Consider the following 20,837-nt stretch of genomic DNA (forward strand, 5'->3'; position numbering starts at 1 on the left):
GGGCGCCGCCCTGGCGGTGGTCGTCTTCCGGGCCGGCGCGGCCTTCCGGGCCGGGGCCGTCTTCGCGGGCCCGGCTGCCTTCTTCGCCGCCGCCTTCTTCGTGGCGGCCTTCTTCGCCGGCGCGGTCTTGTTCGCCGGGGCCGCCTTCGCCCGGCTCGGTGCGGCGGCCTTCTTCTCGGCGGCCTTCTTCGTGGCCGCCTTCTTCGTCGTGGCCGCACGACCGGCCGACGCGCGGGTCCCGCCGGCACGCCCGGCGGGGCCGGTGGCCTTCCGCCCCGCCCCGCCGCGCTGCTCCGCCCGCAGGGTCCGCACGAGCTGCTTCACCAGTTCCGGTTTCCGCAGGGCGGAGGTGCCGGAGACACCGTGCCGGCGCAACTGACCCCGGAGCTCGTCGACCTTCATCCGGGAGATCGCGGACTCGGAGATGTCCGGCGTGTTCGCTGTCTGGTTGCCCGCCTGCTTTTTCGTCCTGGTCGCAGTCCCGCCGCGACCTGAGCTGCTTCGCTGCTGAGCCATGGGACGCTCACGCTCCTCGACAGTCCGTCCTCGGCGCGCGGCGGGTCCCAGTGCCGCACCGCGCGGTGCGGCATACCCGTCAGGACCGGTCCGAACCTCCGCCCGCCGACCCGGTCGACGGTTCGAAGAGGTGAGCGAAGGCCGCGAGGTTGGCGGTGGACTCGCCGCGCTTGACCCGCCACTCCCACTCCCGGCGGATCGAGCTGCCGAAGCCGATCTCCAGCATCGTGTCGAACGACTCGTCGGCGTACGTGAGGACGGCACCGAGCAGGCGGTCCAGTTCCTCGGCGTCGACCCCCGCCGGGTTCACCCGCCCGGTCAGGTAGACGTCACCCACCGCGTCGATGGAGAACGAGACCCCGTACATGCGGGCGTTGCGCTGGAGCAGCCACGCCCACAGCTCCTCGCGCCGCTCGTCCGGCTGGCGCATCACGAACGCCTCGACCCGCAGCGCGTGCTCGCCGACGATCAGGTTGCAGACCGTCTTCAGCTTGTGGGTCCCCGGCAGAGTGACGGCGTACGACCCCGGCCCGGTGGACTCCCAGGCCAGCTCCCGCTCATCGCAGACCGACTCGATCAGGGCCGCAAGATCAGTCTTCCCGCTCATCGCACCCACTCTACGGCCGTCGCCGCCCGGCCACCGGACGGCCGGACACCCTCACCAGGAGCAGCCGGCGAGTTCCGAGGCGAGTCGGGTGCGGTGCCCGGCGACCGCCTCGCCGTACACGGCGAGCAGGCCGGAGACCGTACGGTCCCAGGAGAAGTCGCGGGCGTGCCGCTCCGCGCCCCGGGCCAGCTCGGCGCGGCGGGCCCGGTCGGGCAGCAGGCGGCCGAGCGTACGGGCCCAGTCGACCGGGTCGTGGCCGTCGACCAGGACGCCGCTGGCCTCGTCCCGCACGGCGGTCACCAGACCGCCCACGGCGGCGGCCACCACCGGCGTACCGCAGGCCTGGGCCTCCAGGGCGACCAGGCCGAAGCTCTCGTTGTACGACGGGACCGCGACCAGGTCCGCCGCCCGGTACAGCGCGGGGAGGTCGTCGCCGGTGAGCGGCGGCAGGAGACGCACCCGGTCGGCCACGCCCAGCGAGGAGGCGAGCTCCATCAGGGCGGTGGGCCGGTCGAGCCCGCTGCCACTCGGGCCGCCGCACACGACCACCGTGACGTCCTCGGCGAGCGCCGGGGCCCGGTCGCGCAGCGCCGCGACCGCCCGGATCAGCACGTCGGGCGCCTTCAGCGGCTGGATCCGGCCGACGAAGGCCACCACGTGGCCGGTCTCCGGCAGTCCGAGCCGGCGGCGCGCGACGACCTGGGCCCGCTCCCGGTCACCGGGCGCGGGGCGGAAGCGGTCCAGGTCCACCCCCGGCTCGACCACGGCGACCCGGGTCGGGTCGGCGTCGTACCGCTCGATCAGGTCTCCGGCCTCCACCTTGGTGTTGGCGACCAGCCGGTCCGCCTCCGCGACGACCTGCTCCTCGCCGATGACACGGGCCTTCGGCTCGGGCCGGTCGCCGGCCGCGAGCTGCGCGTTCTTCACCTTGGCGAGGGTGTGCGCGGTGTGCACCAGCGGTACGCCCCAGCGCTCCTTGGCCAGCCAGCCGACCTGACCGGAGAGCCAGTAGTGGGAGTGGATCAGGTCGTAGTGGCCCGGCGGGCGGGACGCCTCGGCCCGCAGCACCCCGGCGGTGAACGCGCAGAGCTGGCCGGGCAGCTCCTCCTTGGTCAACCCTTCGAGGGGACCGGAGGTGATGTGCCGGACCTGCACGCCAGGTGCCATCTCGACCACCGGGGGCAGGTCACCGGACGTGGCCCGGGTGAAGATGTCGACCTCCACGCCGGCCTGGGCGAGCCGGCGCGCGACTTCCAGGATGTACACGTTCATCCCGCCGGCGTCACCGGTGCCCGGCTGGTGCAGGGGACTGGTGTGCACCGACAGGGTGGCGATGCGGCGGGGGCGGGGCCACGGCTGGGCACCTCGCTGACGACCGACACCGGTGTGCATCTCCGCCACGTCCGCTCCCTCTGTCACGGTTGTTGCCGTCCGCACGACCGGCGCTTCTCGGTCAACCTCCACGCCGGGTGTCATCTTCCCCATCGGGCATCGGTAATACCTCGGGGCGGGTCCCCGGCGTGACGGACCTCATCACGCCGCCGGGCCCCGTCCGGGGTGAGAATGACCGGATGACCTCTGTCGCCGTCGTCACCGGAGCGTCCAGCGGAATCGGTGCGGCCACCGCCCGCCGCCTCGCCGCCGAGGGCTTCCACGTGCTTGCCGCCGCCCGGCGTACCGAGAGACTGGCCGCGCTGGTCGCGGAGATCGAGGCCGCCGGTGGCGCGGCCACCGCGGTGGCCTGCGACGTGACCTCCGACGAGTCGGTGGCCGGGCTGGCGGCGGCGGCCCGGGCCGCGCCGGGTGAGGTCACGCTGCTGGTCAACAACGCCGGCGGCGCGCGCGGCCTCGACCCGGTGGAGACCGGGTCGGTCGGTGACTGGCAGTGGATGTACGACGTGAACGTGCTCGGCACCCTGCGTGTCACCCAGGCGCTGCTGCCCGCGCTGGAGGCGTCCGGCGCCGGCACCATCGTGGTCGTCTCCTCGACCGCCGGCTTCACCGTGTACGAGGGCGGGGGCGGCTACGCCGCCGCCAAGCACGCGCAGACGGCGGTGGCCGGCACGCTGCGGCTGGAGCTGTGCGGCCGTCCGGTCCGGGTGGTCGAGATCGACCCCGGCATGGTACGGACGGACGAATTCGCGCTGGTCCGCTTCGACGGCGACGCCGAGCGCGCGGCGGGCGTCTACGCCGGGGTGGCCGAGCCGTTGGTCGCCGACGACGTGGCGGACTGCGTCGCCTGGTGCGCGACCCGGCCGCACCACGTCAACGTGGATCGTCTGGTCGTCCGCCCGCTCGCGCAGGCCGCGCAGCACAAGGTCCACCGGGTGGGACAGTGAAGCGCGAGGAGTGAGCCGGGCCTGCGAGCCCCGCAGTCGCGAACGGAGGCGACCGTAATGAAGCCGGTCGGCGCGGTCACCCGGGGGACGACCAACCCGAACCGGCTCCGCCGGGTGGACAACTGGATCGTCGAGACCTGCGGCGACGCGCTGCGCGCCGCCGCCGACCCTCTGGTGGTCGACCTCGGTTACGGCGCCTCCCCGGTCACCGCCGTGGAGCTGCGCGCCCGGCTGGCGACCGCGGTCCGCGCCGACGTCCGGGTGGTCGGCCTGGAGATCGATCCGGTACGCGTCGCCGCCGCCCTGCCCGCCGCCGACCCGCCCGGCCTCACCTTCGCCCGGGGCGGCTTCGAGCTGGCCGGGCTCCGCCCCGCGCTGGTCCGTGCCTTCAACGTGCTGCGGCAGTACGACGAGAGCGAGGCCAGGGCGGCGTGGCGGACCATCTCCGCTGGACTCGCACCGGGCGGACTGCTGGTCGAGGGGACCTGCGACGAGCTGGGCCGCCTCGGCGGGTGGGTGCTGCTCGACACCTCGGGGCCACGCACGCTGACCCTCGCCGCGAGGCTGACCACGTTGGAGAGCCCCGGTCAGCTCGCGGAGCGGCTGCCGAAGGCGCTGATCCACCGCAACGTGCCCGGGGAACGGATCCACGGTCTCCTGCGCGCCCTGGACGACGCCTGGCACGCCGCCGCGGGCTACGCCCCCTTCGGCCCCCGCCAGCGCTGGCTGCGCACCGTGACGGCCGTCCGCGAGTCCGGCTGGCCCGTCCTGGACGGCCCCCGCCGCTGGCGCCACGGCGAACTCACCGTCCCCTGGCCTTCCGTAAGCCCGACCTGACCCGCCCCCGCCCGTCGGTGGGGTTGAGGGTTTGTCAGATGGTGCAGTTGATGAGGACGGGTTCGGGGTGGAGGGTCACGCCGAAGCGGGACCGGACGCCGTCGCGGATCTCGCGGGCCAGGGCCACCAGGGCGGCCGTGCTGGCGGTGCCGCTGCGGTTGGTCAGCGCCAGGGTGTGCTTGGTGGAGATGGCGACGCCCTCGGGACCCGGGTGGCCCTTGCCGAAGCCGGCCTTGTCGATCAGCCAGGCGGCGCTGACCTTCACCGCGTCTCCCGCGCTGGGCCAGGCCGGCGGCTCGCCGATGTCGGCGGCCCGCTCCCGCAGCAGCTCGTACGCGGCCCGGTCGAGCACCGGGTTGGTGAAGAACGAGCCGACCGACCAGGTGTCGGGGTCGACGCCGTCCAGGACCATGCCCTTCCCGGCGCGCAGCCGCAGGACGGTGGCCCGCGCGTCGGCCAGCGGCACCCGGTCCCCCACCTCGACGCCGAGGGAGCGGGCCAGTTCCGCGTACCGGATCGGGCCGCTGAGCGGGGACCGGCCGAGCCGGAAGTCGACCGAGAGCACCACCCAGCGCTCGCTGTACTTGAAGATGCTCGACCGGTACGCGAAGCCGCAGTCGGCGGCGGCGATCCGGTCGGTGGTGCCGGCCACCCGGTCGTAGACCTGCACGCCGGTGATGGTCTCGGCGACCTCCTGGCCGTACGCCCCGACGTTCTGGATCGGGGTGGCGCCGGTGGAGCCGGGGATGCCGGAGAGGCACTCCAACCCGGACCAGCCGTTGGCGACGGTACGGGCGACCAGATCGTCCCACGGCTCGCCGGCCTCGACCCGTACGGTGACGGTGTCGTCGTCCTGGTCGAGCACGCGGACCCCGCGTGAGCGGACCAGGACCACGGTGCCGGAGAAGCCCGCGTCGCCGATCACCACGTTGCTGCCGCCGGCGAGGACCAGCACCGGGCCGTCGGCCTCCCGGACCGCCCGGACGATGTCGTCGGCGGTGGTGGCGGTGACGACACGATCGGCCACGCCACCGAGGCGCAATGTCGTGTATGGCGCGAGATGGCACCGGGTGTCGGGTTCGGCTCCGGTCGTCGGCTGGGCGTAGACGTCTGACACGCCTTTCACCCTAGGCTGAGGGGTAGCCGCGGCACCCACTGGTGGCCCGGTCACCCCCGGGAGGATGGCGATGAGCAGACTGCACGTGACGAAGGACTTCTGGATCGGGGCACTACGGGCGGAGGGCCCCACGTTCGCCGCCGCGGTGGCGGAGGCCCCGCCGGAGACACCCGTTCTCTCGTGCCCCGGCTGGACGGTCACCGATCTGACCCTGCACCTGGCCGGCATCTACCGCTGGGTCCACTCCTTCGCCGGGTCGCCGGTCGCCACGGCACCCCCGGCCCGGTCCCAGCGCCCCGAACTGGAGGCCGGAACCACCGCGCTCCAGACCTGGCAGCAGTCGTACGACCAGTTGATGACCCTCCTCGACGCACTCGACCCGGAGGCGCCGGCGTGGAACTGGGCGCCGCAGCCGAAGAAGGCGGGATTCTGGCCGCGCCGGATGGCGCACGAGACGGCGGTGCACCGCTGGGACGCCCAGCTCGCCATCGCCGCCGGTGAGCCGATCGAGGCGAAGCTCGCCGCCGACGGGGTGAGCGAGGTGCTGGACACCTGGCTCCCGGCCGGCCGGCGGCTCAACCACGGGCCGTGGCACGGGGTGGTGCAGTTGACGGCGACGGACGCGGGGCAGGACTGGTTCCTGCGGCTGCGCGGTGAGGGCGTGGCCCTGCTCGACACCGCCACCATCTTCGACCACGACGACCACCACGCCCGGGCGCAGGTGGCGGGGACCGCCAGCGACCTGCTGCTGGCGCTGTGGGGCCGGGTCAGCTTCGACACGCTGGACGTGACGGGCGAGCGCGCGCTGCTGGGCGGCCTGCGCACCGGCTGAGGCACCGCAGCACGCACCCGAAGGAGTGGCCGTTCCCGCCGGAACGGCCACTCCTCACGTGTAAGGGCGGGGCGGTCGGTCTCGATTAGAGAGCGCTCTCTTGACAGCCGGGGGGCGACCCGACAGGCTGCGAGAGAGCGCTCTCTCAGCTTCACCGACGACCACCACCCACCCGACCTGAGAGGGGTCCGAGACACATGGGTGCCAATTCGCTCCGCCGCCGCGCGGCGGTCGCCCTCGTCGCCACCACCGCCCTGCTCGCCACCGCCGCCTGCGGCGGCGGCGACGCGGAGGATGCCGCCGACGGCCCGATCACGTTGACCGTCGACGTCTTCGGCCAGTTCGGCTACGACGAGCTCTACAAGGAGTACATGGCCAGTCACCCCGACGTGAAAATCGTCGAACGGGGCACCGGCGGCAACCTCGACGAGTACTCGCCGAAGCTGACCCAGTGGCTGGCCGCCGGCAAGGGGGCCGGCGACGTGGTCGCCATCGAGGAGGGCCTGCTGGTCGAGTACAAGGCCAACCCGGGCAACTTCGTCAACCTGCTCGACCACGGCGCGGCCGAGCTGAAGGGCAACTTCCTGGAGTGGAAGTGGAACGCCGGGCTCACCGCCGACGGCAAGCAGCTCATCGGCCTCGGCACCGATGTCGGCGGCATGGCCATGTGCTACCGCAAGGACCTGTTCGCCAAGGCCGGGCTGCCCACCGAGCGGGACGCGGTGAGCAAGCTCTGGCCGACCTGGCAGGACTACGTGGCGGTCGGTGAGAGGTTCACCGCCGCGAAGACCGGGGCGTCCTTCCTCGACGCCGCCACGAACACGTTCAACACGATCGTGCTCCAGACCGCCGGCAACGCGCAGGGCCACCACTACTACGACACGAGCGACAACCTGGTGGTCGACAGCAACCCGGCCGTGAAGCAGGCGTGGGACACCACCATGGACATCATCGACTCCGGCCTCTCCGGCAAGTACGGGGCCTGGTCGGAGGAGTGGGTCTCGGCGTTCAAGCAGGCCAAGTTCGCCACCATCGCCTGCCCCGCCTGGATGACCGGTGTCATCGAGGGCAACGCCGGCCCGGCCGGCAAGGGCAAGTGGGACATCGCCCAGGTACCCGGCAACGGCGGCAACTGGGGCGGCTCCTACCTGGCCGTGCCGAAGCAGAGCAAGCACCAGGCCGAGGCCATCGAGCTGGCGAAGTTCCTGACCAGCGCCAAGGGCCAGATCGGCGCGTTCAAGGCCAAGGGCCCGCTGCCCTCCTCGCCGCAGGCCCTGGACGACCCGGCGATCACCGGCTCCACCAACGCGTACTTCTCGGACGCCCCCGTCGGGCAGATCTTCGCCGCCGGGGCGAAGAACCTGAAGCCGGTCTACATGGGCCCGAAGAACCAGGCTGTCCGCACCGAGGTGGAGAACGCCGTCCGCACGGTCGAACTCGGCCAGCGCACCGCCGACCAGGGCTGGACCGACGCGGTGAACAACGCGAAGAAGGCCGCCGCCAAGTAACCGCTCCCCGCTCGCCCACCGGTCCGGCCGCCGACGAGTCGACGGCGGCCCGGCCGGTGGGGGCGGGCGGCGTGGAAAGGAGTCTCGGGCCGTGAGCGTGCAGCTCGACGCGCGGCCGCCGGTCGTGGCGGCGTCACCCGTACGACCCACCCGGTCGCACCGGCTCAGCCGGTTCGACACGAAGTGGTCGCCCTACCTGTACATCGCCCCGTTCTTCCTGCTCTTCGCGATCTTCGGGGCCTACCCCCTGGCGTACACCCTCTGGGTCTCGCTGCACGACTGGGACCTGCTCGGCAGCAACCCCACCTTCATCGGCGCGGAGAACTACACCCGACTGCTGGCCGACGCGGACTTCTGGCACGCGGTGGTCAACACGCTCGGCATCTTCGTCATCTCCACCGTCCCGCAGCTGCTCGCGGCGCTCTGGCTGGCCAACATGCTCAACCGGCAACTACGGGCACGCACCGGGTGGCGGATGGCGGTGCTGGTCCCCAACGTCACCTCCACCGCAGCCGTGGCGATCGTGTTCGGGGTCCTCTTCGGCCGCGAGTTCGGGATGATCAACTGGCTGCTGGACCTGGTCGGGGTGGACGGTGTGGACTGGAAGTCCAACCGGGTCGCCTCCTGGGTCGCCATCTCGGCGATGGTCGACTGGCGGTGGACCGGCTACAACGCGCTGATCTTCCTGGCCGCCATGCAGGCCATCCCCCGGGACCTCTACGAGTCCGCCGCGATCGACGGCGCGAACCGGGTGCGGCAGTTCTGGTCGATCACGGTTCCGCTGCTCAAGCCGACGATCATCTTCGCGGTCATCATCTCCACCATCGGCGGGCTCCAGCTCTTCACCGAGCCCCGCCTGTTCCACTCCGGCACCAACGCGATCCGCGGCGGGCCGACGCGGGAGTCGCAGACGGTGACGATGTACATGTTCGAGAACGCCTTCGCCCCGTACTACAACTTCGGCTACGGCTCCGCGGTGGCCTGGTTGCTCTTCGTCCTCATCGCCGTCGTCGCGGCGATCAACGTGCTGATCATCCGGCGACTGGGCGCCGGGAAGGGAGACCCGTCATGAGCCGGCTCTGGCGGGCCAGCCCCCTGACCTACGGCGCGCTGGTCGTCGCCACGTTCGCCTCGATCTTCCCGATCTGGTGGATGTTCGTGGTGGCCAGCCGGTCCAGTGACGCGATGGGGCAACTGCCCCCACCGGTCACCCCCGGCGGCAACCTGGGCGCCAACATCGCGCGCCTGTTCGCGAACACCGACGCGTACTTCCTGACCGGCCTGATCAACTCGGCGATCGTGGCGACCACGGTCACCGTCTCGGTGGTCTTCTTCTCCACCCTGGCCGGTTTCGCGTTCGCCAAGCTGCAGTTCCGGGGACGCAACGCGATGCTCATGGTGATCATCGCGACCATGATGGTGCCCACCCAGCTCGGAGTCATCCCGCTCTACCTGCTGATGACCAAGCTGAACTGGAACGACCGGCTGCCGGCGGTCATCGTCCCCGCTCTGGTGACCGGGTTCGGCGTGTTCATGATGCGCCAGTACGCCGGGCAGGCCGTCAGCACCGAGCTGATCGAGGCGGCCCGGATGGACGGCTGCAACACCGCGCGCATCTACTGGAACGTGGTCCTGCCCGCGCTGCGCCCGGCCGCCGCCGTGCTCGGCCTGCTCACCTTCATGACCACCTGGAACGACTTCCTCTGGCCGTACGCCGTGCTCAACGACCCGGAGAACCCCACGGTCCAACTGTCGCTGCGGGCCCTGTCGGACGGCTACTACCAGGACATGTCGCAGGTGTTCACCGGGACGGCCATCGCGACCCTGCCCCTCCTGCTGGTGTTCATCCTGTTCGGCCGCCAGATCATCGGCGGCATCATGGAAGGTGCGGTGAAGGCATGAGTTCGATCCGGTTCCCGGAGAACTTCCGCTGGGGCGCCGCCACCGCCGCGTACCAGATCGAGGGCGCGGCCCGCGACGACGGTCGCGGCCCGTCGATCTGGGACACCTTCAGCCGTACGCCGGGCAAGGTCCACCAGGGCCACACCGGCGACGTCGCCTGCGACCACTACCACCGGTACGCCGACGACGTGGCGCTGATGGCGGAGCTGGGGCTGCACACGTACCGCTTCTCGGTCGCCTGGCCCCGGATCCAGCCCGACGGCACCGGCCCGGTCAACCCGCGCGGCCTGGACTTCTACGACCGGCTGGTGGACACGCTGCTCAGCCAGGGCATCGACCCGATCGTCACCCTCTACCACTGGGACCTGCCGCAGGCCCTGGAGGACCGGGGTGGCTGGACGGCGCGGGAGACCGCGGAGCACTTCGCCACGTACGCGACGGCGGTGCACGCCCGGCTCGGCGATCGGGTGGACACGTGGACCACGCTCAACGAGCCGTGGTGCTCGGCCTACCTCGGGTACGGCAACGGGGTGCACGCCCCCGGCGAGCGGGACGCGGGTGCGGCCTTCACCGCCGTACACCATCTGCTGCTCGGGCACGGCCTGGCGGCCCGCGCGCTGCGCGCGGCGGGCGCGGAGACCGTGGGGATCACCCTCAACCCCGCCGACGTCCGCGCGGCGGACCCGGACAGCGCCGCCGACGCCGCCGCGGTACGCCTCGTCGACGGCCTCCAGAACCGGATCTTCCTCGACCCGCTGCTGCGCGCCGCCTACCCGGAGGACATGCTGGAGCACGTCGCCCGGTTCGTGGATCCCGCGACGTTCGTCTCCGACGGCGACGAGAAGCTGATCGCCGCCCCGATCGACCTGCTCGGCGTGAACTTCTACCAGCCCACCTACGTCGCCGGCCGGCCCGACGGCGCCGGGGGCGGCGGCGCGTACCCGGGCACCGACGGTGCGGTGGAGTTCCTGCCGCCGGCCGGCCCGCTCACCGACATGGGCTGGATGATCGAGCCGGCCGGGCTGACCCGGCTGCTGGAGCGGATCGCGACCGACTACCCGGGCGTGCCGCTGCTGGTCACCGAGAACGGCGCCGCGTTTCCGGACAAGGCGGGGTCGGATCCGGCCGGCGAGGTGCAGGACACCGACCGCATCGCGTACCTCGACGGACACCTGCGGGCGGCGCACGAGGCCATCGCCCGGGGCGTGGATCTGCGCGGCTATCTCGTATGGTCGTTGCTGGACAACTTCGAGTGGGCCGAGGGTTACCGGAAGCGGTTCGGGATCGTCCACGTGGACTACCTGACCCAGCGGCGCACACTCAAGTCCAGTGCCCGGTGGTACCAGGAGGTGATCTCCCGGAACGGGCTGTGACGAGGTGGTGATGCCAGCGATGACGACGGCGCAGCGGCCGACCCTGGAGGCGGTGGCCCGGCGCGCCGGGGTCTCCCGCGCGACGGTGTCCCGGGTGGTGAACGGGTCGACCACGGTCGCCGAGCCGATCCAGGAGGCGGTCCGCCGGGCGGTCGCCGAGCTGGGGTACGTGCCGAACCTGGCCGCCCGCAGCCTGGTCACCCAGCGGACCGACTCCATCGCCCTGGTCCTGCCCGAGGAGGCGACTCGCGTCTTCTCCGACGACCAGGTCTTCCCCAGCATCATCCGGGGTGCGGCGCAGGAGCTGGAGGCGGCGGACAAGCAACTCGTGCTGATGCTCGCCGGCTCGCCGGCCGGGCATGACCGGGTCGAGCGCTACACCACCGGGCGACACGTGGACGGGGTGCTGTTCGCCTCCCTGCACGGCGCCGACCCGCTGCCCGGCCGGCTCGCCCGGCTGGGCATCCCGGTGGTGTGCAGCGGCCGGATGCTCGGCGACGTGCCGGTCCCGTACGTCGACGTCGACCACGTGGGCGGGGTGACCGCGGCCGTGCGCCACCTGGTCGCCGGGGGACGCCGGCGGATCGCGACGATCGCCGGGCCGCAGGACATGGTCGCCGGGGTGGAGCGGCTGGCCGGCTACCGGGAGGCGGTGGCCGCGGCCGGCCTGCCCGAGATGGTCGCGGTCGGCGACTTCACCCGGGAGTCCGGCGGGGCGGCGATGCGCCACCTGCTGTCCCGGCACCCCGACCTCGACGCGGTGTTCGCCGCCTCCGACCTGATGGCGCACGCCGCGCTGCGGGCCCTGCGGGAGGCGGGCCGGCGGGTGCCGGACGACGTGGCGGTGATCGGCTTCGACGACATCGAGACCGCCGCGTACACCGACCCGCCGCTGACCACGGTCCGTCAGCCGATACTGGAACTCGGCCGGCAGGGCACCCGGCAGCTGCTGCGGCTCGCCGCGGGCGAGACCATCGAGCCGTCCGTGGTCCTCCCGACGGAGCTGGTGCTCCGCGACTCAGCCTGAGACTTGCGCTCCCATGATCGTCTACGCGCTAGCTGTCCGACACGCCGCCCGCAGGACAGCTGAGCCGTAGCCGATCATGCAAGCCGGTGCGATATTCGGTCGAACGATCGCCGGGGCCGGGTTAGCGTCGGCCCGTGCCGCATCTCCTGCACGTCCCCACGCTGGCCACCACCGAGTACGCCTACGTCGCCACCGTCGAACCGCCCGCCCGCCTGGTCTTCGCCGCCGGGGCCTGCCCGCTCGACGCCGACGGCACGACCGTCGCCCCCGGCGACCCGATCGCACAGGCCCGGCAGGTGATGACCAACCTGGAGACGGCCCTCGCGGCGGCCGGCGCCCGGCTCGCCGACGTCGTCAAGACCACGGTGTACGTCGCCTCACCGGAGCGCGCCGACCTGGTCGCCGTCTGGCAGGTGGTCCGCGACGCCTTCGGCGACCACGACCCGCCGAGCACCCTGCTCGGGGTGGCCGTGCTCGGCTACCCCGAGCAGCTCGTCGAGGTCGAGGCGATCGCCGCCGTGCCGGCCTCGTGATCCGTACCGCGCGACCGGACGACGCGCCCGCTGCGGTGGCGCTGCGCGCGCTGGTCTACCCCTACCTGGTACGCGGTGTCCCGTCGACCTGGCGGATGATCGCCGAACCGCCGCCGGACGAGCACTGGACGGCGTACGTGGCGGAGGTCGACGGGCGGGTGGTCGGCTGGGTGTCGGCGTACCGCAACGCGCAGACCTCCGAGCCCGACGTCGGAGAGGTCTCGCTGCTGCACGTACACCCCGACCATCGGCAGCACGGGCTGGGAGGTTCGCTGCTGGCACGGGCGCTCAACCACCTCGGGACGCTCGGCGTACGCCGGATCCGCACCTGGGCGCAGCCGGACTCGCTGCCGTTCGCCCGCCACAACGGCTTCACGCCGAGCCGCGAGCTGCGCTACTCCACGCTGGACCTGCGGTCGGCCCCGCCCGCGCCGACGTCGCCGCCCGGCATCTCGCTGCACCCGCTGGCCGGGCTGGACCCGCGCCGGGTGCACCGGCTGGAGGCCGACGCCGCGACCGACGAGCCGGGCGACGTCCCGTTCGACCTGGTGACCTACGACCGCTGGCTCTGGGACGTGTGGAACAACCCGGGGCTCGACCGGGAGGCCAGCACGGCGGTCGAGGTCGACGGCCAGCTGGTGTCGTTCAGTCTGGTCATTCGGGACGGCGACCGGATGTGGTCGGACTACACCGGAACGCTGCCACGGCACCGGGGGCGGGGGTTCGCCCTGCTGGCGAAGCGGGCCGCCCTGCACCGAGCCGCCGCCCGGGGCGTCCGGGTCGCGTACACCTCGAACGACGAGGCGAACGCGCCGATGCTGGCGGTCAACGCCCGGCTCGGCTACCGACCGGTGGCGTCCCAGTGGTCCTGCCTGCGCGAGCTGCCCTGACCGCGCGGCGTCAGCCCGCGGACACCCGCTGGGCGACCGCGTACGTGTCGGCGCCGAAGAGGACCAGCCGGGCCTCCGTGACGTGCGCCGGTTCGGCGGCCCGCAGCACCGACAGCGCCCGCCGGACGGCGTCCTCGACCGGCCAGCCGTAGACGCCCGCCGAGATCAGGGGGAACGCCACCGTCGTCGCACCCAGCTCGTCGGCGACCCGCAGGCTGTTCGCGTAGCAGTCGCGTAGCAGTCGCGTAGCAGCGCCGACCGGTCCTCGCCGGCCGAGTACACCGGCCCGACCGTGTGCACCACCCACCGCGCCGGCAGGTCGCCGGCCGTGGTCGCCACCGCCTGCCCGGTGGGCAGGCCCCGCCCGTACGTCGAGGCGCGCAGGGCACGGCACTCGGCGAGGACCGCCGGCCCGCCCCTGCGGTGGATCGCGCCGTCCACTCCCCCGCCGCCCAGCAGGGACGAGTTGGCGGCGTTCACGATCACGTCCACCCGTTGGCTGGTGATGTCGCCCTGGACAAGCACGATCTCCATGTCACCGCTCCTCGATGGACAGGCCGAGCGACCGGCGGGCGAGCAGGGTCGCCCCGGCGACGGCGGCGGGCATGAGCAGCACCGCGCCGAGCGGGATCAGGAAACAGACGAACACGGCGACGCCGAACCCGAGCGCCGTCGGACGGTCGGCGCGCAGGGCGGCCCGCCGGTCCGGCAGCCGCCGTCCGCGCCGGGAGAAGGCCGCGCCGGTCAGCTCCAGGGCGAGCAGCCAGCCACCGACCGCCGCACCGATCACCGGTACGACGGTCTGCCCGACCACCGGCACGAATCCGGCGACGAAGAGCGGGATGCCGACCAGCACCGACAGGCCGACCAGCTTCAGCGAGTCCACCGCACTGCGCCGCAGGGAGGGCCAGAAGGAGAGTTCGACCCCGCCGGGCGTACCGCCGAGACGCTCCTCGACCCGCTCGGAGATCTTCTCGTAGAACGGGTCGCCGATCACCAGGGTGACCGCCGTGAAGCCGACGACCGCGAGCAGGCCGCCGAGCCCGAGGAAGGCCAGGCCCGCGATGACCCGGACCAGACTCCGCGCGGTGGTCGACCAGTCGTCCGCGAACGGTGTGACGAGCGCCGCCAGGTCGTCCACGACGTACGCGAGGAGGACGAATGCGGTCACGAAGAGCGCGCCGGAGATCAGCGCCGGCAGCACGCCGAGGAGCATCAGGCCGGGGCTGCGGACGTAGAGGCCGAGGCCGCGCAGGAGCAGCCCGACGCCGGAGAGGAACCGGCCGGCGGCACCGGTCACGGGCGCGGCGATGCGGCTGGGTGCGTTCACGAGCGCAGAGCCTAGTGCGGGGTCGGCCCCGCCGCGCGCGGCGTTAGGAACGGGCCCTTCCTCTACCGCAGGCGTTAAGCGGGGGCCCTTCCTTACACAATGGGGGGATGCGGGCAGCGCGGTTGATCTCCCTGGTGCTTCTGCTCCAGGCGCGGGAGACGATGACCGCCGCCGAGCTGGCGCGGGAACTGGAGGTGTCCGAGCGGACGGTCTACCGGGACGTGCTGGCGCTCTCCGCCGCCGGCGTGCCGGTCTACGCCGACCGCGGACGGGCCGGCGGCTACCGGCTGCTGGGCGGTTACCGCACCCGGTTGACCGGCCTGAGCCGGGACGAGGCGGAGGCGCTGTTCCTGGCCGGGTTGCCCGGACCGGCCGGCGACATGGGACTCGCCGACGCGGTCGCCTCGGCCGAGCTGAAGGTCCTCGCGGCGCTCCCACCCGCGCTGCGCGACGCACCGGTACGCACCGGGCAACGCTTCCACCTCGACGTGCCCGGGTGGTTCCGGGAGTCCAGGCCGCCGCCGTGGTTGACCGAGCTGGCCGGCGCGGTCTGGCGGGACCGGGCGGTGCGGCTGCGCTACCGGCGCGGCGAGCGGGAGGTCACCCGCGAGCTGTGCCCGTACGGCCTGGTGCTCAAGAACGGTGTCTGGTACCTGGTCGGTCGTGTCGGCGACGACGTGCGCACGTACCGGGTGGACCGGGTCACCGGGGTCGAGGTGGGCGACGCGACCTTCACCCGGGACGAGGGGTTCGACCTGGCCACGTACTGGCGCGAGCAGGCCGAGGCGTTCCTGCGGGACATGCTCCGGGCGTGGGTCACCCTCCGGCTGAGCGCCGCCGGCCTGCGCCGGCTCCGCTTCGTCGCCGACGCTCCCTTCGTGTACGACGAGGCGCTCGCCACCGCCGACGGACCGGACGGGCAGGGGTGGACGACCGTCCGCCTGCCCGTCGAGTCGGTCGAGGTGGCGTACGCGCAGGTGCTCGGGCTGGGCCCGGAGGCCGAGGTGCTCGACCCGCCCGAGCTTCGGTCGAGGCTGGCGGAGGCGGCGTCCCGCACGGCGGCGCTCTACGCCACTCAGCGGTAGCCGGTGACGTCGGCCGGCTTGCCGGCGTCGACCACCTCGCTGATGTAGCGGAAGGCGTCCGGCCGGCTGCCGTCGACGTCGGTGAACCCGTACACCTGGGACAGCTCGCCGGCCGACACCGACCGTCCGGACCAGCGCGCCTTCTCCTCGTCGGCGGCGAGGGCGGCGACCGCGCGCCCGACGAAGGCCGGGGTCTCCGAGATCAGGAAGTGCGGGTCCTTCGCCGCGCCGTCACGCCAGTTCTCCTCGGTGACCCCGAAGTGCTCCAGCATCGACTCGGACCGGATCCAGCCGGGGGTGAGCGCGACGGCGGTACACCCGTGCGGCTTCAGCTCGTGGGCCCAGCTGAAGGCGAGGCGGTTCACCGACACCTTGGCCAGGTCGTAGAAGACCGACAGCCGGTAGTTCTCGTCGTTGTACGCCTTCGTGCCGTCGCCGATCTCGACGACCAGGCCGCCGGGGCGGCGGATGAGCAGCGGCAGCGCGAAGTGGCTGGTGATGATGTGCGTGTCGATCGCCAGCCGCAGGGTGCGGAACCCGGCGTCGAGGGGCTGCTCCCAGACCGGCTTCTCCCAGGTGATCAACGGGTCGCCGCCCCAGATGTCGTTGACCAGCACGTCGAGCCGACCCTGCTCGGCGTCGATCCGGGCGACCAGGTCGCGTACCTGGTCGGCGACCAGGTGGTCGACGCGGACAGCGATGCCGGTGCCACCGGCGGCGGTGACCAGCTCGGCGGTCTCCTCGATGGTTTCCGGCCGGTCCATCTCCGACCGGCCGGCGCGGCTGCTGCGCCCGGTGGCGTAGACCGTCGCGCCGGCCGCGCCGAGCTGCACCGCGATCTGCCGGCCGGCGCCCCGTGTCGCCCCGGCTACCAGTGCGACCTTCCCTGTCAGCGGTGTCGTCGTCATGCGTCCGACCCTGACAGGAAAACCTGACATCCGAAGTCCGGTTTCGTGAACGGGTGTCGTGCGTCATGCTCGCCGGCATGCACCTGCTGCTCTCCGGGATCGTCGGCTCGGTCGCGTACGGGCTGGCCGGTCCGGGCTCGGACGTCGACCGGATCGGCGTGTTCGCCGCGCCCACCGTCGCGTTCCACGGCCTGCACCCACCGAAGGAGTCCGTCGTCACCACCGACCCGGACGTCACCCTGCACGAGGCCGGGAAGTACGCGCGCCTGGCGTTGAGCGGCAACCCGACCGCGACCGAGCTGATGTGGCTGCCGGACGACTGCTACGAGACGCGGACGGAGTTCGGCGACCGGCTCGTCGCGATCCGGTCGGCGTTCCTGTCCGCGCCCCGGGTGCGTGACGCCTTCCTCGGGTACGCGTCGCGGCAGTTCCGCAAGCTGGAGTCCCGGGGCGACGGGACGTTCTCCTCCGACGTGCGACGGCGGACCGCGAAGCACGCCCGGCACCTGGCCCGGCTGGTGCACCAGGGCCGGCACCTCTACGCCACGGGCGTGCTGGAGATCCGCCTCGCCGACCCGGAGTGGTTCCGGGGGTTCGGGGAGCGGGTGGCCGGCGGGGATCTGGACGCGGCACGGACCCTGCTGGCCGAGGCGGAACGCGACTTCGACGAGATCCGTACGCCGCTGCCGGACCGCCCGGACGAGGCCACGGTGGAGCGCTGGCTGCTCGACGTCCGTGCCGCCCACCTCCCGGCCGGGCCGCGCGGCTGACGCCGGCCCGGCCGGGGGCGGGTGAACTCGTGGTGGTGTCGGTCGCGCTCAGACCCCGATCCGCCGCCAGTCACCCCAGATCGCGAACGTCATACCGCGGCTCGCCTGGATGTTGACGAACAGGGTGTGCCCGTCCGGGCTGAACGTGGAGCCGGCGAACTCGTCGTTGGACCGGTCCACCCCGGTGCTGCTGACGAGCCGGTTCAGCGCGATGTCGAACAGGTCGCCGCGAGGGGTGAGCCCGCGCAGGTAGTTGTCGTTCACGTTGTCCTCGCAGACCACGAGCGTGCCCCGCGGGCTGGTCGTCACGTTGTCCGGGAAGTCCAACACGTCCGGCCCCGGCGACTCGTACACCAACCGCAGCACCTGCTGCCGGCAGTGGTACGCCCACACCTGGCCGTGCCCGTTGCCGTACCCGTCGGCGATCGGGCCGGTCGACGTCTCCGCCGGGCCACCGCCCTGGGTCGCGGTGAAGTAGACGACGCCGTCGTCGTACGCCGAGCCTTCGAGCCGGGAGAAGTACGCGGCGCCGCGCTCCCAGCCCTGCCGGGAGACGTGGGTCAACGCCTGCTCGTTCGTCGTCGGCGCGACCTGACCCGGGGTGTACGGGAACCTCGGCGCCGGGTCGTCGATGTCCACCCACTCCACGGCGTACGTCGCGCGCCGGCGCTGCGCCGCGGCCAGGTCCAGGTTGGGCCGGCCCCGGACCGCGAGCATCTGGAGCCGACCGCCGTCCAGCAGCCGGCCACACGACCTCGGGTGCCGCGGCGGGGTGTACCGGTAGAAGCCGGACGGGAAGCCGAAGTTGTCCTCGGTGAGGTACAGGTGCCCGCCGCGCGGGTCGTACGCCACCGACTCGTGCGCGAAGCGGCCGGCGGCGGTGATGGGCGCCCGGTCCGACTGCCCGTCCACCGGGACCTCGTAGATGAAGCCGTGCGGCTGGGTGAGCGGCACGTTGGAGGTGCCGGTGAAGTCCGGGCCGACGTCCGGGCCGTTGACCGTCTCCTCGCAGGTGATCCAACTGCCCCAGGGCATCTGCCCGCCGGAGCAGTTCATCATGGTGCCGTTCAGGCTGGTCCAGGAGCGACGGACCTCGCCGAACCGGGTCACCTCGACGGTGGTGGTGCCGCCCTGCGCCATCGGGTCGTACGCGGCGGAGGCGTCGCCGAAGGCGGGGCCGGGGTTGTTCACCTCGTGGTTGCGGACCAGCCGGACGGTGCCGCCGGGGCCACGGAAGGCACCCATGCCGTCGTGCCGGCCGGGCAGCCGCGTGCCGTCGTCGAGCACCACCGGGAACTCGGTGTCGTGGAACGACCGGTACTGGAAGCCCTCCGGCAGGTGCAGTCGGACCGTGCCGTCGCGCAGGTCCGGCACCGGCCCCAGAGTCGGGTCGGGTACCGGCCGCGCGCCGACCGCGCCGGCCTCGCCCCGCGCCACGAAGCCGAGGAACGGGCCACCGAGGACGGCGCCACCGGCTGCGGCGGCGGCACCGCGCAGCAGGGTACGCCGGTTGAGATCAGGCATGAGGACTCCTTTGTCGCGTGGCTCCCGCCGCCGAGGCCGGGGGCCTACCTATCGAGGATCCTCGTTCACCTTCTGGCAACCTTCAAGTGCACGCCGCGGACGCCGACCCGCTAACCGTCGAGGAAGGTCGAGATGCGATTGCGCAGATCGGCGCGTTCCGTCCAGAGGACGCCCGGCCGGTCGTACACGTGCAGCGTGGCGTGCGGAAGCGCGGCCGTGAGCTGCTCCGCGACCTCGACCGGGTGGAGGTCGTCGCCGACACAGCCGATCACCAGGGCGGGCGCGGTGACGGCGGCCAGCGCCTTCGCGTCGGGGACCGGCACCGAATCGGGGAGGGTGGCCAGCTCCTGTGCCAGGCCGTCGCGCAGCAACTGGTCGAGGCGCTGCCGCAGGTACGCCCAGCCGGCCGGGGTGTTGCGCACAGCCGTCGGCAGTTCCACCTGGACGACCTCGGCGACGACCGACGCGTCCCCGCTGTCGACGGCGTCCAGCAGGGCGGTCAACCGCTCCCGGGCCACCTCCCCGCGCGGCCGGTCCAGCACCGCCGGCAGGAAGAAGACCAGCCGCTCGAAGCGCCCGGGGCTCTCCAGCAGCAGCCGGCAGAGCGCCCCCGCGCCGAGGCTCGCCCCGAAGGCCCGGGTGGCGCCGCCCAGGTCGGCGACCGCGCGCAGGTCGCGGGCGAGGTCCAGATAGGTCCACGGGCCGGGCGGCGCGTCGGAACGGCCGTGCCCCCGGAACTGGAAGAAGACCTTCCGTCCGGCGAGCCCGCTGCCGAAGGGCCGGGTGGTCGCGATGCCGTTGCCCAGGCCGTGCGCGAAGACGGTGACCGGGTCACCCGTGCCGGTGACGAGCTGTTCCAGGTGTACGCCGTGCGGCGTCGCGACCAGCTCGGTCTCCGGCTCCGGTAGGGCGGGCCGGCCGGTGCGGGGCCCACCGGGCCCCGGGCCCCAGGTGCGGGGCCCACCGTCCGGTGGCGGCGGCCAACGGAAACCCCTCACCAGGAGGATCCCCGGCCGTCCCGGAGTTCGCGCAGGCCCACCCGGACATCGAGCAGGTAGATGAGCCCGGCGGCGATGCCGATCAGTCCGAAGATGCTGAGTGAGCTGCGCGTCAGCAGGGTCAGCAGCAGGCAGACCGCCAGGATCGCGATCCAGCCGCCCTTGGGGAGGGTGCCGATCGCGGGGAAGCCGTCGGAGCGCTGAGCGATGGCGTGCACGAGGGAGACCGCCAGGACGATCAGCACGAAGGCGAGCAGGATCGTCTCGATCACGTCGCGGATGGCGAAGGCGAAGATTGGCGCGGCGATGGCCATGCCGGCAAGCTTATGCCGACGACCCCGGAATCGTCCGACAGGACGGCTCCGGGGTCGCGATCGGCGGTGTTACTCGGCGGCCGGCCGGGTCCGCTTCGTGGCCCGGGGCAGCTTCGCCGACGGGGTCGCGGCGGGCTTGGCGGCGGCCTTGACGGCCCGCTGCTTCTTGACGGCGGCCGGCTTGGCCTCCACGACCTCGGCCACGTCGGCCGGGGTGGGAACCTCGACCTCGGCCGGCTTCACGGCGGCCTCGGCGGCCGGCGTGGTGGTGGTGGCGGCGGCGGTCGCGGCCGGCGCGGCGGTGACCGTGTCGGCTTCGGTGGCCTCGATGTCGGCGTTCACCGTGTCGGCGGCCTCCAGGACGCCGGCGCCGACGAAGCGCTCGCCGCGTACGCCGCGCTGGTCGCCCGGGGCGAGCGCTTCGTCG

General features: G+C 72.9%; 20 protein-coding genes and 3 pseudogenes. 12 read left to right on the forward strand and 11 right to left on the reverse strand.

Annotated features, from left to right (window positions below; all coding sequences use genetic code 11):
• The 3 genes and pseudogenes from AB0I76_RS06095 to mshA all read right to left on the reverse strand — a co-directional run.
• Window positions 1-516: pseudogene (locus AB0I76_RS06095) on the reverse strand (hypothetical protein); the annotation flags it as partial.
• Window positions 517-595: 79 nt separating this feature from the next.
• A complete protein-coding gene (locus tag AB0I76_RS06100; protein WP_357030454.1) occupies window positions 596-1,123 on the reverse strand; it encodes a YbjN domain-containing protein in 528 nt (175 codons plus the stop codon).
• Between the two features lie 51 nt (window positions 1,124-1,174).
• Window positions 1,175-2,599: a D-inositol-3-phosphate glycosyltransferase gene (gene mshA, locus AB0I76_RS06105; RefSeq protein WP_357030488.1), complete on the reverse strand. Its 1,425-nt coding sequence runs from the start codon at window positions 2,597-2,599 to the stop codon at window positions 1,175-1,177.
• Between the two features lie 95 nt (window positions 2,600-2,694).
• Between mshA and AB0I76_RS06110 the strand changes: the two genes are divergently transcribed.
• Window positions 2,695-3,462, forward strand: coding sequence for an SDR family NAD(P)-dependent oxidoreductase (locus tag AB0I76_RS06110; protein ID WP_357030456.1), 768 nt, complete (start codon window positions 2,695-2,697; stop codon window positions 3,460-3,462).
• A 57-nt stretch (window positions 3,463-3,519) separates the two neighbouring features.
• Window positions 3,520-4,299: a class I SAM-dependent methyltransferase gene (locus tag AB0I76_RS06115; protein ID WP_357030458.1), complete on the forward strand. Its 780-nt coding sequence runs from the start codon at window positions 3,520-3,522 to the stop codon at window positions 4,297-4,299.
• Between the two features lie 34 nt (window positions 4,300-4,333).
• Here AB0I76_RS06115 and AB0I76_RS06120 read toward each other — a convergent pair whose 3' ends face one another.
• Entirely contained in the window at window positions 4,334-5,416 is a 1,083-nt protein-coding gene (locus tag AB0I76_RS06120; protein ID WP_357030460.1) for a UDP-N-acetylmuramate dehydrogenase, read from the reverse strand.
• Between the two features lie 70 nt (window positions 5,417-5,486).
• Here AB0I76_RS06120 and AB0I76_RS06125 point away from each other — a divergent pair, with 70 nt between their 5' ends.
• From AB0I76_RS06125 to AB0I76_RS06160, 8 genes are all read left to right on the forward strand, one after another.
• Complete coding sequence (locus AB0I76_RS06125) at window positions 5,487-6,248, forward strand: maleylpyruvate isomerase family mycothiol-dependent enzyme (protein WP_357030462.1); 762 nt, start codon at window positions 5,487-5,489, stop codon at window positions 6,246-6,248.
• 197 nt (window positions 6,249-6,445) lie between these two features.
• Entirely contained in the window at window positions 6,446-7,756 is a 1,311-nt protein-coding gene (locus AB0I76_RS06130) for an extracellular solute-binding protein (RefSeq protein WP_357030464.1), read from the forward strand.
• A 91-nt stretch (window positions 7,757-7,847) separates the two neighbouring features.
• Window positions 7,848-8,828, forward strand: coding sequence for a sugar ABC transporter permease (locus AB0I76_RS06135; protein ID WP_357030466.1), 981 nt, complete (start codon window positions 7,848-7,850; stop codon window positions 8,826-8,828).
• Window positions 8,825-9,658 (forward strand): carbohydrate ABC transporter permease, encoded by an 834-nt coding sequence (locus AB0I76_RS06140; RefSeq protein ID WP_357030468.1) that lies wholly within the window; start codon window positions 8,825-8,827, stop codon window positions 9,656-9,658. The genes AB0I76_RS06135 and AB0I76_RS06140 overlap by 4 nt, the downstream gene beginning before the upstream one ends.
• Window positions 9,655-11,031 (forward strand): GH1 family beta-glucosidase, encoded by a 1,377-nt coding sequence (locus AB0I76_RS06145; RefSeq protein ID WP_357030470.1) that lies wholly within the window; start codon window positions 9,655-9,657, stop codon window positions 11,029-11,031. Before AB0I76_RS06140 ends, AB0I76_RS06145 begins: the two co-directional genes overlap by 4 nt.
• A gap of 19 nt (window positions 11,032-11,050) precedes the next feature.
• Complete coding sequence (locus AB0I76_RS06150; RefSeq protein WP_357030490.1) at window positions 11,051-12,058, forward strand: LacI family DNA-binding transcriptional regulator; 1,008 nt, start codon at window positions 11,051-11,053, stop codon at window positions 12,056-12,058.
• 134 nt (window positions 12,059-12,192) lie between these two features.
• Window positions 12,193-12,591, forward strand: coding sequence for a Rid family hydrolase (locus AB0I76_RS06155; protein ID WP_357030472.1), 399 nt, complete (start codon window positions 12,193-12,195; stop codon window positions 12,589-12,591).
• Window positions 12,588-13,481, forward strand: a complete 894-nt coding sequence (locus AB0I76_RS06160; RefSeq protein WP_357030474.1) for a GNAT family N-acetyltransferase — start codon at window positions 12,588-12,590, stop codon at window positions 13,479-13,481. Before AB0I76_RS06155 ends, AB0I76_RS06160 begins: the two co-directional genes overlap by 4 nt.
• A 10-nt stretch (window positions 13,482-13,491) precedes the next feature.
• Here the strand turns inward: AB0I76_RS06160 and AB0I76_RS06165 are convergent.
• Window positions 13,492-14,015: pseudogene (locus tag AB0I76_RS06165) on the reverse strand (O-acetyl-ADP-ribose deacetylase).
• A gap of 1 nt (window position 14,016) precedes the next feature.
• Window positions 14,017-14,811, reverse strand: a complete 795-nt coding sequence (locus tag AB0I76_RS06170) for an EI24 domain-containing protein (RefSeq protein WP_357030476.1) — start codon at window positions 14,809-14,811, stop codon at window positions 14,017-14,019.
• 107 nt (window positions 14,812-14,918) lie between these two features.
• On the opposite strand from AB0I76_RS06170, the gene AB0I76_RS06175 reads away from it, so the two are divergent.
• The gene (locus AB0I76_RS06175) at window positions 14,919-15,896 is read left to right on the forward strand and encodes a YafY family protein (RefSeq protein ID WP_357030478.1); all 978 of its coding nucleotides are present in this window, start codon (window positions 14,919-14,921) and stop codon (window positions 15,894-15,896) included.
• On the opposite strand, the gene AB0I76_RS06180 is transcribed toward AB0I76_RS06175, so the two are convergent.
• Window positions 15,887-16,804, reverse strand: coding sequence for an SDR family oxidoreductase (locus AB0I76_RS06180; protein WP_357030480.1), 918 nt, complete (start codon window positions 16,802-16,804; stop codon window positions 15,887-15,889). The genes AB0I76_RS06175 and AB0I76_RS06180 overlap by 10 nt on opposite strands.
• Before the next feature lie 77 nt (window positions 16,805-16,881).
• On the opposite strand from AB0I76_RS06180, the gene AB0I76_RS06185 reads away from it, so the two are divergent.
• Window positions 16,882-17,574: a nucleotidyltransferase domain-containing protein gene (locus tag AB0I76_RS06185; protein ID WP_357030492.1), complete on the forward strand. Its 693-nt coding sequence runs from the start codon at window positions 16,882-16,884 to the stop codon at window positions 17,572-17,574.
• A 48-nt stretch (window positions 17,575-17,622) separates the two neighbouring features.
• Here AB0I76_RS06185 and AB0I76_RS06190 read toward each other — a convergent pair whose 3' ends face one another.
• The 4 genes and pseudogenes from AB0I76_RS06190 to AB0I76_RS06205 form a co-directional block, all read right to left on the reverse strand.
• Window positions 17,623-19,098: an alkaline phosphatase PhoX gene (locus AB0I76_RS06190; protein WP_357030482.1), complete on the reverse strand. Its 1,476-nt coding sequence runs from the start codon at window positions 19,096-19,098 to the stop codon at window positions 17,623-17,625.
• A 110-nt stretch (window positions 19,099-19,208) separates the two neighbouring features.
• Entirely contained in the window at window positions 19,209-20,096 is an 888-nt protein-coding gene (locus AB0I76_RS06195; RefSeq protein WP_357030484.1) for an alpha/beta hydrolase, read from the reverse strand.
• On the reverse strand, window positions 20,093-20,410 hold the full coding sequence (locus AB0I76_RS06200) for a DUF2516 family protein (protein WP_357030486.1): 318 nt from the start codon (window positions 20,408-20,410) through the stop codon (window positions 20,093-20,095). Before AB0I76_RS06200 ends, AB0I76_RS06195 begins: the two co-directional genes overlap by 4 nt.
• A 69-nt stretch (window positions 20,411-20,479) precedes the next feature.
• Window positions 20,480-20,837, reverse strand: a pseudogene (locus tag AB0I76_RS06205) (hypothetical protein); the annotation flags it as partial.

This window comes from Micromonospora sp. NPDC049799, assembly GCF_040656655.1.
Taxonomy (GTDB): domain Bacteria; phylum Actinomycetota; class Actinomycetes; order Mycobacteriales; family Micromonosporaceae; genus Micromonospora.